Raw genomic sequence first — 17,517 nt, 5'->3', positions numbered from 1 at the left:
GGTAAGTCAGGTTCTTTCTCATTAATTTAAGTTAAGCCAAACGCTCTTCACTTCTGTATAGTTATTTAATGCGTAAGACCCCATTTCACGGCCGAGGCCAGATTGTTTAAATCCTCCAAATGGAGATGCTGCATCAAAGACGTTATAACAGTTTACCCATACTGTACCTGCACGTACTTTACTTGCAACATAGTGTGCAGTTTTAACATTTTCTGTCCATACACCAGCAGCTAAGCCAAATTGCGATTTATTCGCACGTTCAATTACTTCATCAATATCGTTAAACGGTATTGCAGAAATAACTGGACCGAAAATTTCTTCTTTTGCGATCGTCATTTCATCATTTACGTCAGCGAATACTGTAGGAGAAACGAAGTAGCCTTGATCGAATGGATTACTTCCTCCGCAAAGTACTTCAGCGCCTTCTTCAATCCCTTTTTCAATGTAGCCCATTACACGTTTTTGTTGTTCTTCGGAAACGAGAGGACCAATTGTTGTTTCAGGGTTAAGACCAACACCTTGATTTAGTTTTTTAGAATAGAGGACGAGATCAGCCATGACATTATCATACATTTTCTTCGGAACAAATAAGCGTGATCCAGCAGAGCATACTTGTCCTTGGTTAAACATAACACCAGAAAGTGCACCAGGAATCGCGCGAGATAAATCAGCATCTGGCAAGATGATATTTGGTGATTTACCGCCTAACTCAAGTGTAACTCGTTTTAATGATTCGGATGCTTGTCTCATAATTTGTTTACCGACAGGAGTAGAACCGGTAAATGCAATTTTATCAACGAGTGGATGATTAACGAGAGCTTGTCCAGCTGATTCACCAAATCCAGGTACGATATTAATAACACCTTTCGGGAATCCAGCTTCTTCAATTAATTCAGCTAAGTATAGAGCAGATAGTGGAGTTTGTTCTGCAGGTTTTAAAACGATTGTACATCCTGTAGCAAGCGCTGCTCCCATTTTCCACATTGCCATAAGAAGCGGGAAGTTCCAAGGGATAATTTGACCAACGACACCAACAGCTTCATGGCGTGTATAGTTAAAGTAATCACCGGAAACAGGAATTGTTTGACCAACGATTTTCGTAGCCCAGCCAGCGTAATAGCGCATATGCTCAATTGCAAGTGGTATGTCTGCTGCCATTGTTTCACGGATTGGCTTTCCGTTATCTAATGTTTCGAGCTGTGCAAGCTCTTCTTTATGTTCTTCCATTAGATCAGCTAACTTGTACATGAGACGGCTTCGCTCAGCAGTGCTCATACGAGACCAAGGACCTTCGTCAAAAGCCATACGAGCTGCGACTACAGCTTTATGAATATCTTCGCGACCAGCTTCAGAAACGACGGCAAGTGTTTCACCAGTTGCTGGGTTAGGTGTTTTAAATGTTTTTCCGGAAGCGCTTTCAATGAAAGATCCATTCACATATAACTTTTTTGTACCTTGAAGAAACTTTTCTACCTTTTCATGAAGATTTACAGCTAGTTGACTCATTGTATAACCCCCTTGAAAATATAATGTAAACGCAGTACGAGACGGCGCTTATTCCGAAATCAGGGATGCGGAAACTAGATGGAAAGCCTCTAATTAAAATCATAATTAATAAATACTGAAAATTCAAATTTCATTTGTGTTACAATTGTAAAAAATATGTAATGTAAGAGAATCTTCTATATGATTATAAAAAATCCTGCTTGTTTTTGCTTTCTAGTAGGAAAAACTAGAAGAACAATGGTACAATAATACATCGTGAGAGGAGGGGTGAAAATGAAAGATTATCATGATGATCCACGCTTTCGAATAGCCCATAGAGAAGCGTTAATTGGTCTTGGACTTGCTATTATTAATTTTATAATATGGTACGGATTTGCTTATGGGCTTGGTAGTAAAAATCCGAATGAATATACATATGTATTAGGTTTTCCCGCATGGTTTTTTTATAGCTGTATCGTTGGATTTATCGTTATGGTTATTTTACTTAGTTTAGTTGTTCGTTTTGTATTTCAAGATATTTCACTCGATGAGGAAGAAAAAAGTGAGGAATAGTAGATGAATTGGTATGTAATCATTCCAATGATAATTTCGTTTATCGTTGTATTTTTAATTGGTGTATATGCTTCAAGACGCGTGCAAGCGACTGCTCATAATAAATTTTTACAAGAATATTTTCTTGGTGGGCGTGAGCTAGGCGGTTTATTATTAGCGATGACAATGATTGCTACGTACGGTAGTGCAAGTAGCTTTATTGGTGGCCCTGGTATTGCTTACAATATGGGGCTTGGATGGGTACTGTTATCTGCGATTCAAGTTGTAACAGGGTATATCGTTTTAACGGTTATCGGTAAAAAGTTTGCAATTATCGCTAGGAAGATGGAAGCAATTACTCTTATCGATTATTTAAAAGGGAGATACAATAATAAAGCAGTTGTTATACTCTCTGCGTTATGTATTATTATCTTTTTATTTTCAGCGACAGTAGCCCAGTGGGTCGGCGGTGGTCGATTAATCGAGTCACTAACGGGTCTATCGTATACAACAGCACTATTTTTATTTACTTTTTCTGTACTTGTGTACGTATTAATTGGTGGATTTCGTGCAGTTGCTCTATCAGATACATTATTAGGAATCATTATGTTAGTTGGAACAACAATCATTTTAATTGCTACTGTCATTGCTGGTGGTGGAATTGAAAAGATTATGCAGGAACTTGTTCAAATTAATCCAAAGTTAATTACACCACTCGGAGCAGATGGCAGTTTAACAAAATCATATGTTACATCATTTTGGATTTTAATTGGAATTGGCGTTGTAGGCTTACCGCAAATTAGCGTGCGTGCCATGTCTTATAAAAATTCAAAAGCTATGCACCAAGCTTTAATAATTGGAACCGTTGTCGTTGGCACAATTATGATCGGTATGCATTTAACAGGTGTATTTGCAAGAGTAGTACTTCCAGGTATAACGGTACCAGATAAAGTAATGCCGCTACTTGCGATGGAAGTGTTACCACCGTGGTTAGCTGGAGTTTTTTTAGCCGCACCAATGGCAGCGATTATGTCTACAGTAAACTCTTTATTATTACTTGTAAGCTCGTCAATTATTAAAGATATATACGTAAATTACATAAATAAAGATGCAGCAGACAGTACGATAAAAAAAGGAAGTTTGTGGATTACTGGTATTGTAGGACTACTCGTTTATGCAGCGGCGATTAAACCACCAGATTTTTTAATATGGCTAAATTTATTTTCTTTCGGTGGATTAGAAGCAGCATTCATTTGGCCAATCGTATTAGGGTTATATTGGAGAAAAGGAAATGCTACAGGAGCGCTTGCTTCCATTTTCGTTGGAGTAGGTTCATATATGTGTATTCATCTTTTCTATCCAAATCCGTTCGGTATACATACAGTTGTCTTCCCAATTTGTTTTGCATTTATCGCTTATGTTATTGGAAGTATGAGTGCTGTAAAAAAAACAGTATAGGTTAGCTGAAAAACGTAGTCCTTATAAGACTGCGTTTTTTCGTATGAATTTGTTCTTTTTTATTCTGTATATCCACGTTTATTCATAAGTTAATAACAACTGAGGAGATGGAGTTGAGGTCGATGAAAAAAGTGTTATTTTTAGGAGACCCAGGAATTGATGACTCTTTAGCGATTATGTATGGATTGTTGCATCCTGATATTGATATTGTTGGGGTAGTAACGGGATATGGGAATGTAACACAAGAAAAGGCGACAAGTAATGCCGCATATTTATTGCAAATGGCAGGACGGGAAGATATACCTGTTATTAATGGTGCGAAAATTCCTTTATCCGGAGATGTTACAACGTATTATCCAGAAATTCATGGGGCAGACGGTTTAGGACCAATTAAACCTCCAAAAACTTTTTCGCCAAATATAAAGCCTTTTTGTACATTTTTTGATCTTCTTGAAAAATATAAAGGAGAATTAATAATAGTCGATGCTGGTAGATCAACAACATTAGCGACAGCATTTATTTTAGAAAAGCCGATGATGAAGTATGTGAAAGAATATTATATAATGGGCGGTGCTTTCTTAATGCCTGGCAATGTAACACCAGTCGCAGAGGCGAATTTTCATGGTGATCCCATTGCGTCACAATTAGTTATGCAAAATGCCAAAAATGTGACATTAGTGCCACTTAACGTTACATCTGAAGCAATTATTACGCCGGAAATGGTAAAATATATTACGAAACACTCTAAAACGAGTTTTAATAAGTTAATCGAGCCGATATTTACGTATTATTATAAAGCTTATAGAAAGTTAAATCCGAAAATAAAAGGAAGTCCAGTGCATGACGTCGTTACAATGATGGTTGCGGCAAATCCATCCCTTTTAGATTATGTATATCGTCGTGTCGATGTAGATACAGCTGGAATTGCAAAAGGAGAGAGTATTGCTGATTTTCGGCCTCAACCTGATGCAAAAGCATTAAAAAATTGGTTGCGAATTGGTTGGTCGTTACACTATAAAAAGTTTCTTGAGGATTTTGTGAAATTTATGACGTAGACATAATAGGAGCATACAAGTTAAAATAATGGAGATGGTTATTTAAATGACCATCTCCATTATTTTGTTTTTAAATGATAAATAGAGAAGAGTTACACAATAGGAGAGGAATTTTACTTGAAAAAAACTATAGTATGCGCAGTAATTGTGGGTATTTTTGTTTTGCTAATATCGGGTAACTTTTTAGTGAAAAAAGTATGGAGTTCAAATAATGATGATGCACAGTATATTGCATCTTTTATTGAAGAACATAAAGATGAAAAAAATAGTGCGCTTCTAGTAAAGAGAAATGATAAAGTTGTTTATTCTGTAAACCCAAATGTTGTATTGCCAGTTGCTAGTACGATGAAATTAATTGTGGCGCTTGAATATACGAAACAAGTTACTGAAGGGAAAATTGATTCGTCTAGTTTCGTGTCGATTAATGATGTGAATCGCTATTATGTACCGAATACAGATGGTGGTGCACAAGATAGATGGCAAAAGTATTTGGAGAAGACGGGCAAGATAACTGAAGGAGCGGTTTCTTTAGAAGAAGTGGCAAAAGGAATGGTTAAGTTTAGTTCGAATGCAAATGCTGAATACTTAATGGAATTGTTAGGATTAGATAACATCAATCGAAATTTACAAAGTTTATCACTTCCTGCACATCAACCACTATTTCCAATCGTTTCATCTTTGTATATCCCAGGATATTTGCATAAAGAATTACATGTTCCAAAATATAAAATAGAGAAAAAGTTAAAAGAAATGTCTCAAGAGCAATATCGTGAATATGCGATGATTATTCATGAACGCTTAAAGAAGAAGGGACCATTATTACAGAAGGAAATTCCGCTTTATTTAGAGGAACGTTACGACAAAATTTGGTCAGATAGATTACCAGCAGCTTCTGCAAATGATTATATGGTATTACTTCAAAAGGCAAACCATAAAGGTGGCTTGACAGAAGCTGAAGAAAAAGTGTGGGCGAATATCGTTGAAACAGATATGAGCGCTAAAAAATATCGTAAAACATTTAGACATGCAGGGCAAAAAAATGGCTATACGCCATGGACAGTTACAAAAGCAGTTTATGCGATGGATAAACGCGGGAACTGTACAGAAATAGTGTTTTTAGCCAATAATTTAAATGAGGACGACAGTGCAGAAATACGGAAACATTTAGCAAACTTACATTTCCAAGTGTTGCAAAGTGATAAGTATGATGCAACTTTTATTAAATAAACTCGGTGCAGAGAGCACCGAGTTTATTTTTATCCCGCTTTAATGGGCAGTAAGACCCCCACCTCAAAATTCAGGGAAAGCAAAGAAGTTAGGTGGGGGATCAACTGCCCCTAAAAGTCCGATTGGTTCAACTAATAATCAGTGGGGGATGAAGAAAACCCCCACTGATTAAAGTTTCACTTTATGTACAAGCACTTTTTTCCTATCTCTGGGTATGATGGGTAGTAATACTTAGGTGAGAGGGGAAAAGGTGATGAAACAGAGTAAGGAAGAGTTTATAAAGAGTGAAGGCGCTGATTTCCCTGGAAAAACATATGTGGATTGTGTATTACAACATGTATTTGATTTTCAACGAAATTACTTATTGAAAGATATGTTTCAAGTGCATAAAGCACATATTACGATGCTGACTGAAGAAAGTCTAATGAAAAAGGAAGAAGCTAAAGTTATATTAAACGCTCTTAAAAAGGTAGAGGGAATTCCAAAAGATCAATTGCTATATACAAAGCAGCATGAAGATCTCTTTTTTTTAGTCGAACATTTAATTTCTCAAGAAGCGAAATGCCATTTTGTAAGCAATATGCATATTGGTAGAAGTAGAAATGATATGGGGGTAACGATGTATCGCATGAGTTTAAGGCGATATGTATTACGATTAATGGAACATCATTTGGTATTGCAAGAAAGTGTACTGCAACTTGCTGCTGATCATAAGGAAACGATCATGCCAGCTTATACACATACACAACCAGCACAGCCAACAACATTTGGTCATTATACTTTAGCAATTTATGATACGATGCAAAGAGATTTAGAAAGAATGAAAAAAACGTACCAGCTTTTAAATCAGTCTCCAATGGGGGCGGCTGCACTCTCTACAACAAGTTTCCCGATTAAACGAGAACGAGTTGCTCATCTACTTGGATTTACAAATGTAATTGAGAACTCATATGATGCTGTTGCCGGAGCAGATTATTTATTAGAAGTTAGCTCGCTACTTATGGTAATGATGACGAATACGAGTAGATGGATTCATGACTTTTTGTTGTTAGCAACGAAAGAATATGACGGTATTACTATTGCAAAGCCATATGTACAAATAAGTAGCATTATGCCGCAAAAGCGAAATCCAGTTTCCATTGAACATGCCCGTGCGATTACGAGTAGCGCTTTAGGAGAAGCATTTACAGTATTTCAAATGATTCATAATACACCATTTGGTGATATTGTCGATACGGAAGATGACTTGCAGCCATATTTATATAAAGGGATTGAAAAGGCAATTCGTGTTTTTTGTATGATGAATGCAGTGATCCGAACGATGAAAGTAGAAGAAGAAACGTTAAAAAGTCGTTCCTATAAACATGCAATAACGATAACGGATTTCGCCGATGTTTTAACAAAAAATTATGAAATTCCATTTCGGCATGCTCATCATGCAGCAAGTGCTATTGCAAATATGTCATTGGAGCAGAAAAAAGAACTACATGAATTACACTTCAAAGAGGTAAATATGTATTTGCAAGAACATTTTAAAATAAATTTATTAGAAAAAGAGTGGAATGAAATTATATCGCCAGAAGCATTTATTCAAAAAAGAAATGTATACGGTGGACCGAGTAAAAAAGAAATGGAGCGTATGATTAAAAATCGAAAAGAGTCATTTCAAAAAGAAGAAGAGGTATTTGAAAAAGAAAAACAGAGAATTTTACAAGCTGAAACTGATTTGAATATGTTAACTTCGCATAGTATTGAATCGTAAAAGAGGGATTTAATGAATTAATCGCCAATACTTAATGAAACTATAAATAGAGGGAAGAGATTGTCGATGATTCAATTACATGTATACGAAGAGATTCTTAATTTTAAAGAAGAGGTTACACCATTTTTAGAAAAGAATGAGCAGGAAAATAATCTCATATTAGGTGTATTACAAATGGTCCAACAACCGATATTTATGGGGATAGCGAAACAAGGAGAAGAAATTGTAGTTGTATTTCTTCAAACAGAAGAAAAGAAACAAATCATTGTTGCTACGTCTGAAATTGAGGAAGAGGATATCGTGGAACTTGCAAAAAAATTAACGAAAGTATATTCAAATGTTCCTGGATTGATTGGTAATAAGAAAATTGTACAGAAATTAGCGGAAGAGATTGCCGTGTTAGAAAATAAGAAAACGAATGTTGTAATGGAGCAAGGTGTGTATGCATTACAACAAGTTAAGAAGAAGTGGACCGAGGATGGGGCTTTTCGAGAAATAGGTAGTGATGAGCTACTATTAATAGAACAGTGGATTTATCAATTTTGCGAAGATGTGAATCTTCCTATTACGAAAGAAGAAGCAAAACAAACGGCACATACACTAATCATTACTCATCGTTTATTTGGTCTAGAAGTAGACGGAAAACTCGTTTCTGTAGCTGCAAAAACGAGACCAACTAAAAATAATATAACAGTTAATTTTGTATATACGCCGAAAGAAGCAAGGAAAAAGGGATACGCATCTAAGTGTGTAGCGGCACTTAGTCAACGTTTGTTAGATGAAGGTTACAAGACGACTACGTTATATACTGATCTAGCGAATCCGACATCTAATAAAATTTATCAAGAAATCGGTTATGAACAGATTGCGGAGTCTGTGCTCATATTTTTAGAAAAGTAGAACAAAAAGGCGTGCTAAAATAGCACGCCTTTTTGTTATTCATCAATTCTAATAACCTCGCCTTGAGGGAAGTCCTCAGTTTCTAGTAAGTTACGAATAGCTTTCGCAACATATTCAGGTGATAATAGTTTTCCTTCTTCTTTTAATGCAATGAAGCGGTCCGAATTTATGAAATCTTCTTTATTTGTTTCACGAATTTGTGCTTGCATACTTGTATCAACAACACCAGGTGCAAAAGCGACGATTTTTACTGGATATTCTTTTTCTGCTTCCTCGGTTGCTACGCACTGTGTAAACATATTTACACCAGCTTTCGTTGTACAATAAGCGCCCCATCCAAAATAAGGATTTTTTCCTGCACCAGATGAAATGTTTATAACACGTTTAGCTACTTTCCAGTCTTTCGTATGTTTCATAAACGTAGATGTAAGAATCATAGGTGCAAGTAAATTAATGTGAACGTTCGTAATGAATTGTTCGCTTTCAGCTTTTTCAATTGGCTTCATAGGTGCAACTGTACCCGCATTATTAATTAAATGAATAGAGGATACATTGTCTTTTTTAATAGATGAAATGATCTCTTTAAAGTTAGTTTCTAAGTTATGTACATCTTGAAGATCTAGGGAATGAAAAATACAATTGCTGTTATATTGCTCTGCAAGTTTAGTAAGCTCTTTATTTTCTCTTCTAGAAATAGAGATGACAGTTGTATTTTTTTCTAACAATTGTGTGGCAATAGCCTCCCCTAAACCTTGTGAAGTTCCTGTTATAATAACGTAGCGCATAGTTTTATAAACTCCTCTCATATGTGCGGAATTTTGTTGGACAACGTACATCCCATAGGTTGTCTACATTTTATAGTATAGAGCACTTTTTACTATAAATGAAATGAGATGATTGTGTGCCTTTTATAAATCGTTTTACGACAACAGTACCTGGTGCCGTCACGTTCACTGGGAATACGCTGGGACTTAGCCCTACATCACCTGCACCAGGTAATATTTTTGGTACACTTGCTGTGTTTACGACAGTAAATACAGCGCTACAAGTACCAGGATTCCCAGCAGGGACAACAGATGAATGGCAATTGAATTCTTCAAGTGCAATTTTAAATCTTCCAGCGGGAAGCAGTGTGTTATATGCAGAATTAGTTTGGGCTGGTACTTTCCGGACTGATACGGAAGATGTGTTACCATTTTTAAATGATAACATTACATTCACAACGCCAGCAGGAACGTTTTCTGTTACGCCAGATCCTGTTACCGCGCAGCAAGGTTCAGTAGGAAATCAGTTTTATTATGCTCGCTCTGCCAATGTAACGAATCTTGTTAGTGCAGGTGGAGCAGGAACATATACAACGGGTGCTGTGCCAGCTGCAAGAACTTCAGCCGACCCAACAATCAGTCGTTCAACTGGATGGACGCTTGAGGTTGTGTATCAAAATGCCAGTTTACCACTTCGAAATTTGTCAGTATATGCAGGTCAAGAAATTATTGATGCTTCATCACCACCAGTTGATGCTACTATTTCAGGATTTGCTACTCCAGCTACAGGAGCTGTAACAGGACGAGTGCTCGTAACTGCTCAAGAAGGTGATTCTAACATTGTTGGAGATCAACTTCGCTTTGGACCGAATGCAAATGCTACAGTTGCATTATCCGGCCCGAGAAACCCCGCAAATAATTTCTTTCAGTCACAAATTTGTAACGACATTGGAGAGTTAGATACCACTGGAACGTTTGGAGATTTGAATCAGCCTTTAGGGATAGCTTTAGCCGTTCGAAGACAAGGGTGGGATATTACAAATGTAAATGCCTCTGCATCATTAGTAAATAATCAAACGTCAGCAACGGTTCGATTCGTTACTAATGGAGATGGATATGCTGCAGCTGGTTTTGGGGTTCAAATTGATGCAACGGGGCCAATTATTAATCCTGTTAAATCGGTCAATAGAACAGTTGCAGGAGTTGGAGATATTCTTACCTACACAATTACAGTTCCTAATACAGGTACAGGAAGCGCAGAAAATGTTATATTACAAGACAGTATTCCGAACGGAACGACGTTTGTTACAGGTAGTGTAACAGTAGGTGGAGTAACACAGCCGAATGCGAACCCTGCTAATGGAATTAATTTAGGCACACTCCCAAATAACACGCAAAGAGTTGTTACATTTCAAGTGCGAATAACATCGTTCCCAAACCCAAATCCTATTTCAAATCGTGCAATGGTGTCATATCAATTCCGTCCTTTTGTAGGTAGTCCACCTATTACTAGTATGTCTTCTTCAAATACAGTACAAACGACAGTGAATCAAGCAACTATAAGTATGCAAAAATCTGTAGATTTACAGACCGCAACAATTAATGATGTATTAACGTACACAGTTAATGTCACAAATAATGGAAACGTTACTGCAAACAATGTTCTTTTTGTTGATAGTATACCTGCTGGAACAACATTTGTCGCAAATAGCGTTACAGTGAATGGCGTAGCACGTCCAGGAGCGAATCCAGCAAGTAGTATTAATCTAGGAAGTATTAATGCTTCGCAAACGACTGTAGTGCGCTTTCAAGTTCGAGTAACATCTAATCCTCTTGTCAATCCAATTCCCAATCGTGCAAGTGCAACATTTACCTTTACTCCAGTTTCTGGTCAACAACCAGTTTCAGGGCAAGCGACAAGTAATACTGTAGTTACGACTATCAATATAGCTGATATAAGAACGAGAAAAACAGTGGATAGAGCTTTTGCGACAGTGAATGACGTTCTTACGTACACTGTTACAATTGAAAATACAGGAAATGTACTTGCGACGAACGTTATTTTTCAAGATCCGATTCCAATTGGAACGACATTTATCGCAAATAGTGTGACTGTGGACGGGGTTTTACAACCTGGGGCAAATCCAGCGACTGGGTTTACGGTAGCCAATATATCTCCTGCTGGAAGTAGGACTGTTACATTTCAAGTACGAGTAACATCTACGCCGTCAGGCGGTACGATTGCGAATCGCGGAAATGTGTCTGCTAATTTCGTCGTTATTCCGAACCAGCCGCCAGTGACGATTAATAGACTAACGAATACGGTTGTGACACAAGTTAATACAGGAAGTTTAAATGTAATAAAAGAAGTGAATACAACACAAGCGGCAGTAGGGGACACTTTAACATATACCATTGCCGTTCAAAATACAGGAAACGTTCCGTTAACAAATGTGGTTTTCCAAGACGCCATTTCTACCGCTGTCTCATTTGTTGCAAATTCTGTAACAATTAATGGAGTAACACAAAGTGGATTGAATCCGAATACTGGATTTCCTCTTCCTAATATTCCTGCGGCTCAAACAGTTGTAGTCACATTTGACGTATTAATTGTACAGGATCCAGAAAATGAAGATATTTTAAATCAAGCAAATGTAACAGCAAGTTTTCAAGTGAATCCGAGTGAACCACCCGTAACAATCAATGTTCCGAGTAATATTGTGAATACAACTGTACAATCAGGGAACTTTGAAGTTGTGAAATCAGTGAATACGGATGTTGCAACGGTAGGGGATGTTTTAGTATATACAATTGAAATCATAAATGCAGGTAGTGTACCAGCTACAAATGTATTTTTCCAAGATTCAATTCCGCAAGGGACATTATTTATTGAAAACAGTGTATTTGTTAATGGTGTTTTACAAGAAGGAGTAGATCCAGAACTTGGATTCCCATTAAATGATTTGCCTACTGGCACGAATCTAATTGTTACGTTTGAAGTGTTAATTGATGAAATTCCCCAAGGAAATAATGTTGTAAATAATGCGAATGTCACTGGAGATTTCCTTGTAAATCCAACAGAGCCACCAATTACTGTGACGGTTCCAAGTAATACTGTTATGACAGTTGTGAATTCCTCAGGGCTAAATGTAATGAAGAGTGTAAGTGCTACTGAAGCAGGTGTAGGAGATACACTAACATATACAGTTGCTATACAAAATAGTGGAACGGTAGTAGCGACAAATGTATCATTCCTTGATCCGATTCCATCTGGAACAACGTTTGTAGCGAATAGTGTAACAATAAACGGGACACCTCAACCAGGTTTAAACCCAACAACTGGATTTCCACTTGCTAATATTCCAGTAGGAGGTATGGTGACGGTCACTTTTCAAGTGACAATCACGAGTGTACCACCAAATAGGGCGCTTCCGAATAATGCAAATGTCACTGCCGATTTTCAAGTAAGCCCGTTGCAGCCGCCAATTACAATTGTAACAATTAGTAATACCGTTGTGACACGAGTGAATGTAGGATCAATTAATGTAATAAAAAGTGTAAATACACCACAAGCAGGTGTAGGAGATACGTTAACGTATATGATTCTTATTCAAAATACAGGAACTGTTTCTGCAACGAATATTGTTTTTCAAGATCCAATTCCGTCTGGTACTGCCTTTGTAGCAAATAGTGTGACGATAAATGGAGTCGTACAGCAAGGCGCGGATCCTATGGCAGGTTTCCCGGTACCAAATATTCCGGTCGGGCAAACGGCTACGATTACGTTTCAAGTTACAGTGACGAGTGTTCCGAGCGGTGGAAATATAAGAAACCAATCGAACGTTACTGCAAGTTTTCTTATAAATCCAGCAAACCCTCCAATAACGACTGTTACAAATAGTAATTTTGTAGTGACGCAAGTAAACACAGCACAGTTAAATATACAAAAATCTTCATCTGTACAACAAGCAGCACTTGGAGAAACTTACACGTATTCTGTTGCCATTCGAAATAACGGTACAGTAACAGCAACGAATGTCTCTTTTATTGATCCAATTGCGTTAGAAACAACATTTGTAGCAAATAGTGTAACGATAAATGGAACGCCACAACCTGGATTTGACCCAAATGTTGGTTTCCCACTTCCTAATATTGTAGCTGGAACATCCTTGACAGTAACGTTCCAAGTTACGGTAGTTGCACCGTCTACACGTGGAGCAGTATTAAATACAGCATCTGCTACAGCCACTTTCTTATTAAATCCTTTACAACCACCTGTAACAACAACGAACTCAAGTAATACAACGGTAGTTACAATCCCATTACCTCCTCCTGGTGAAGTAACAGCAACAAAAACAGTTGATGTTGCAACTGGGGCTGTTGGGGATGTATTAACGTATACTGTGCTAATAACGAATGTAGGGATTATCCCTGTTACAGATGTGTTCTTCCAAGATGTCATTCCAGAAGGAACAACATTTGTCGCAAATAGTGTAACGATAGGTGGAGTGCAGCAACTTGGTTTAAATCCAGAAATAGGATTTGCAGTTACGCCATTATTAATTGCTGGTGGAAGTATTGAGGTAACATTCCAAGTGACGATTACAGAAATTCCAGATAATGAAGTCATATTAAATGATGCAGACGTTACATTTACTTCACAACCAAATCCGCAGGAACCACCGATTACGGAAACGATATTAACGAATTTAGTCGTTACGACAATTAATATAGCTTCGATTTTTCCATTGAAACTAGTAGATAAAGAAGTAGCGACTGTAGGAGAAATATTAACGTATGATGTATTGATTTTTAATTTCGGAACAGTGCCAGCGATGAATGTTCAATTTATCGATACTACTTCCGCCGGTGTAGCATTTGTACCAGGAAGCGTGAGCATAAACGGGGTACCAGCACCAGGATTAGATCCTTTCATTGGTTTTACAGTTCCAGATATACCTGTAGATGATTTTGTACTCGTCACATATCAGGAAGTGGTTACAAGCATACCAGAAGGTGGAACGATTGTTAACTTTGTAGACGTTACAGCTACTTTTTCTGTAAGTGAAACAGAACCGCCTATTACGGAAACAACGACAAGTAATACGACATTAACAGAAATCAATGAGCCTGGTTTGAATGTTTTAAAATCAGTAAGTCAGCCGGTTGTTGCAGTAGGCGATACAATCACATATACAACAGTTGTTCAAAATACAGGGACAGTGCCAGCAACGAATGTTCAATATAGTGATGTATTACCTTCCTCTATAGCATTCGTGCCGAACAGTGTAACGATAGACGGTGTGTTACAACCTGGATTCAATCCGAATAATGGATTCCCGCTTCCAGATATAAATCCAGGTGAAAGTGTAGAAGTCACATTCCAAGTAACTGTTGTTAGTGTGCCAACAAACGGAACAATTGCCAATACGGCAAATGTAACGGGAAGTTTTGTATTAGTACCAGGAGAACCACCAGTTATAGTAAACCAACCGAGTAATACAACGCTTACAACTGTAAATAGAGGGCAATTTAATGTTATTAAACAAGTAAATAGGGTTGCTACTCTCGTTGGAGATATATTAACGTATACGATTCAAATAACGAATACAGGAACAGTAACAGCTAATGATGTTCAGTTTGTTGATACCATTTCAGCAGGGGCGTCATTTGTACCAAATAGTGTAACGATAAATGGAGCCCCGCAACCAAACTTAAATCCGATTACTGGATTTGGAGTTGGAGATATACCGGTAGGTGAAACAGTTATAGTGACGTTTCAAGCGACAGTTACAAACATCCCGTCATCAGGAACAATTACGAACGTTGCAAATATAACAGGAAGCTTTACTTTAGTGCCAGGAGAGCCACCGGTTGTAGTAACAGAGCCGAGTAATACGACGATAACTAGAGTGAATAGAGGACGATTCAGCGTTATAAAATCTGTAAATAAAGAAGCGACACGATTAGGAGATACGTTAACGTATAGTGTGCAAGTTACAAATACGGGAACGGTAACAGCAACGAATGTTCAGTTTATCGATGTTCCATCACCTAGTTTAGAATTCGTTCCTGGAAGTGTACAAATAAATGGGATTCCGCAAGTAGGTTTAGATCCATTTGTAGGCTTTGCATTGCCTGATCTTGCAGTAGGGGATAGCGTATTAATTACATTTGAAGTAAATGTAATCGCAGTTCCGCCTTCTAGTAGCATTATGAATACAGCAAGAGTAACGGGTGATTTCGAATTGATTCCAGGAGAACCTCCGTCTACAATTACAAATTCAAGTAATACGACGGTTACGCCGGTAAATAGAGGCAGCTTAGATATGCTAAAAGAAGTAGATCATTCAGTTGTTGGCGTAGGAGAAAAGGTAACGTATACTGTTCGTATATTAAATACTGGTACTGCTGATGCAATGAATGTTCAATTTATCGATGTGCTATCTCAGGAAGCTGATTTCGTCCCAAATAGTGTAACGATAAATGGGGTTCCGCAACCGGGGTTAAATCCGCAGATTGGATTTACGATACCTGATATACCAGTTGGTGAGACGGCACTTGTAACATATGAAGCTACGATTACAAGTTTTCCGGATGGTGGAACAGTAGTAAACGTTGCTGGAGCGTTAGCAGAATATATTTTAGTACCAGGAGAGCCGCCAGTTACAGTGATGGACACGAGCAATACAGTTATTGTAACGGTAAATACTGCAATCTTATTTGTTGCAAAAGGAGCAAACTTTGAAGTAGCAATGATAGGGGATGTTGTCACTTACGGAATCGCTGTTATAAATGATAGTACAGTTCCTGTGACCAATATTGTGTTAACAGATATCATTGATCCGAATACGCTATTTATAAATGGTACGGTAACGGTAAATGATGTACCTCTTCCATTTGCTAATCCGAATACTGGTATTCCGTTAGGTGATTTTCAGCCAAATGATGCAGCAATTATTAATTTCCAAGTTGTAATAACAGGAGGGCAAGTAAATAATTTAGTTACAAATACTGCTACAGCGAATGGGCTCGCAACTGTAAATCCGAATGAGCCGCCAGTAGTAGTTGAAGGTGATAGTAATACAGTTGTTATCCCGTTTATTCCTCAAAATGTCTCAACGACAGTCGTAAAAACGGCAGATTTACAGGCAGCAACAATTGGAGATGTCATTACGTTTACGACAGTCATCACAAATACGGGTGATACTGTAATGCAAAATATTCGTTTTCAAGATATGTTAGATAGTAGTGTTCGATTTGTTCCTGGAAGTGTAACGGTTGATAATACGCCAGTGCCGAATGTAAGCCCGGCAGTAGGGTTTCTTATCGGAAGTTTAAATCCTGGTGAAGCAAGGACAGTTTCGTTCCAAGTAGCAGTACAGAGCGCGCCAAATGGTTCAGGAAATTATATAAATCAAGCGAGTATTCGTTTTGAACATCAAGTAGGCACAGTATTGCCACCTGTTACACAAATAGTAGAAAGTAACATAGTTGTCATTCCATTTGTTCCAACGATTGAACAAATTTGCGAAACAAACTTTAATTGCTTAGATAAAATTCCATTTCAATGTTCTCCGTGTAATCATTTGCAAATAAATAAAAAATAAATAAAAAATAAATACAGAAAGAGCATCCTTTTTTCCGGATGCTCTTTCTGTATTTATCATGTAGATTCTTTTTCGGGCGAGGTGAAAAATTCGTCGATTTTGTCGGAGAGTAGTAATGGAATGGCTCCTTTTATAACAGAAATGTCCCAGTCCCACCATGCGAGATTCTCTAGTTTGTCAATCGTTTCTTGCGGGAAACGATATCGAACAAATTTTGCAGGATTACCAGCTACAATTGCATACGGGGGTACGTCTTTTGTAACAACGCTTCTGGCGCCGATAATGGCCCCGTTACCAATTGTAACACCAGATAAAATGCAGGATTGATAACCAATCCATACATCATTGCCGACTACGATATCACCTTTTGAAGAAGGGTGACCAGTAATATGTGCTCCTTCATCAAAAAGTGCATTAAATGGATAAGTTGTTATCCAGTCTGCGCGATGTTCACCGCCAAGTATGAAAACGACTTCTTCTGCTAATGAACAAAACTTACCTATTTTTAATTTTGTTTCATCGTTCCAAGAAAAAATGGTTGGCCCTACTTTACTATAAGTATAATCACCAATATCATATTTATTATATTCAGGTTTTTGATTTAAATATAACACGCTTCTTCAGCCTCCTTTCTCAATTAAGCGATACGTATGGAATATTATATGCAAGATGTAGTAATGTGAACTGTATTTATAGGTGAAATG

General features: G+C 37.5%; 10 protein-coding genes. 7 read left to right on the top strand and 3 right to left on the bottom strand.

Annotated features, from left to right (window positions below):
* Positions 1–21: 21 nt before the first annotated feature.
* Complete coding sequence (dhaS, locus tag JFU02_RS08625; protein ID WP_000080279.1) at positions 22–1,506, bottom strand: aldehyde dehydrogenase DhaS; 1,485 nt, start codon at positions 1,504–1,506, stop codon at positions 22–24.
* 273 nt (positions 1,507–1,779) lie between these two features.
* Between dhaS and JFU02_RS08620 the strand changes: the two genes are divergently transcribed.
* From JFU02_RS08620 to JFU02_RS08595, 6 genes are all read left to right on the top strand, one after another.
* The gene (locus JFU02_RS08620) at positions 1,780–2,058 is read left to right on the top strand and encodes a YhdT family protein (protein WP_000656239.1); all 279 of its coding nucleotides are present in this window, start codon (positions 1,780–1,782) and stop codon (positions 2,056–2,058) included.
* A 3-nt stretch (positions 2,059–2,061) separates the two neighbouring features.
* Positions 2,062–3,495 carry a sodium/pantothenate symporter gene (panF, locus tag JFU02_RS08615; protein ID WP_201070789.1) on the top strand — a complete coding sequence of 478 codons (1,434 nt, stop codon included), beginning with the start codon at positions 2,062–2,064 and terminating at the stop codon, positions 3,493–3,495.
* A 122-nt stretch (positions 3,496–3,617) separates the two neighbouring features.
* A complete protein-coding gene (locus tag JFU02_RS08610; protein WP_201070786.1) occupies positions 3,618–4,550 on the top strand; it encodes a nucleoside hydrolase in 933 nt (310 codons plus the stop codon).
* Positions 4,551–4,667: 117 nt separating this feature from the next.
* Positions 4,668–5,777: a serine hydrolase gene (locus JFU02_RS08605; protein ID WP_000751366.1), complete on the top strand. Its 1,110-nt coding sequence runs from the start codon at positions 4,668–4,670 to the stop codon at positions 5,775–5,777.
* Between the two features lie 253 nt (positions 5,778–6,030).
* Positions 6,031–7,539 carry an argininosuccinate lyase gene (gene argH, locus JFU02_RS08600; protein ID WP_000813975.1) on the top strand — a complete coding sequence of 503 codons (1,509 nt, stop codon included), beginning with the start codon at positions 6,031–6,033 and terminating at the stop codon, positions 7,537–7,539.
* A 66-nt stretch (positions 7,540–7,605) separates the two neighbouring features.
* Positions 7,606–8,439, top strand: a complete 834-nt coding sequence (locus tag JFU02_RS08595) for a GNAT family N-acetyltransferase (RefSeq protein WP_000615388.1) — start codon at positions 7,606–7,608, stop codon at positions 8,437–8,439.
* A gap of 35 nt (positions 8,440–8,474) precedes the next feature.
* Here JFU02_RS08595 and JFU02_RS08590 read toward each other — a convergent pair whose 3' ends face one another.
* Positions 8,475–9,224, bottom strand: a complete 750-nt coding sequence (locus JFU02_RS08590; protein WP_001271055.1) for a (S)-benzoin forming benzil reductase — start codon at positions 9,222–9,224, stop codon at positions 8,475–8,477.
* 116 nt (positions 9,225–9,340) lie between these two features.
* Here JFU02_RS08590 and JFU02_RS08585 point away from each other — a divergent pair, with 116 nt between their 5' ends.
* Positions 9,341–16,813 carry a DUF7507 domain-containing protein gene (locus JFU02_RS08585; RefSeq protein ID WP_201070785.1) on the top strand — a complete coding sequence of 2,491 codons (7,473 nt, stop codon included), beginning with the start codon at positions 9,341–9,343 and terminating at the stop codon, positions 16,811–16,813.
* 56 nt (positions 16,814–16,869) lie between these two features.
* Here the strand turns inward: JFU02_RS08585 and JFU02_RS08580 are convergent, their stop codons facing one another.
* The gene (locus tag JFU02_RS08580) at positions 16,870–17,427 is read right to left on the bottom strand and encodes a CatB-related O-acetyltransferase (RefSeq protein WP_000966307.1); all 558 of its coding nucleotides are present in this window, start codon (positions 17,425–17,427) and stop codon (positions 16,870–16,872) included.
* Positions 17,428–17,517: the final 90 nt, after the last annotated feature.

The sequence above is a fragment of the Bacillus sp. TH13 genome (genome assembly GCF_016651175.1).
Taxonomy (GTDB): Bacteria; Bacillota; Bacilli; order Bacillales; family Bacillaceae_G; genus Bacillus_A; species Bacillus_A thuringiensis_S.
The sequence above is the reverse complement of the archived record's forward strand: the minus strand, read 5'-3'. Positions and strand labels throughout refer to the sequence as shown.

Bases quoted from the DNA above. Each gene is read 5' to 3' on its own strand.
- dhaS (WP_000080279.1), bottom strand. From the start codon at position 1,506: ATGAGTCAACTAGCTGTAAATCTTCATGAAAAGGTAGAAAAGTTTCTT.
- JFU02_RS08620 (WP_000656239.1), top strand. From the start codon at position 1,780: ATGAAAGATTATCATGATGATCCACGCTTTCGAATAGCCCATAGAGAA.
- panF (WP_201070789.1), top strand. From the start codon at position 2,062: ATGAATTGGTATGTAATCATTCCAATGATAATTTCGTTTATCGTTGTA.
- JFU02_RS08610 (WP_201070786.1), top strand. From the start codon at position 3,618: ATGAAAAAAGTGTTATTTTTAGGAGACCCAGGAATTGATGACTCTTTA.
- argH (WP_000813975.1), top strand. From the start codon at position 6,031: ATGAAACAGAGTAAGGAAGAGTTTATAAAGAGTGAAGGCGCTGATTTC.
- JFU02_RS08595 (WP_000615388.1), top strand. From the start codon at position 7,606: ATGATTCAATTACATGTATACGAAGAGATTCTTAATTTTAAAGAAGAG.
- JFU02_RS08590 (WP_001271055.1), bottom strand. From the start codon at position 9,224: ATGCGCTACGTTATTATAACAGGAACTTCACAAGGTTTAGGGGAGGCT.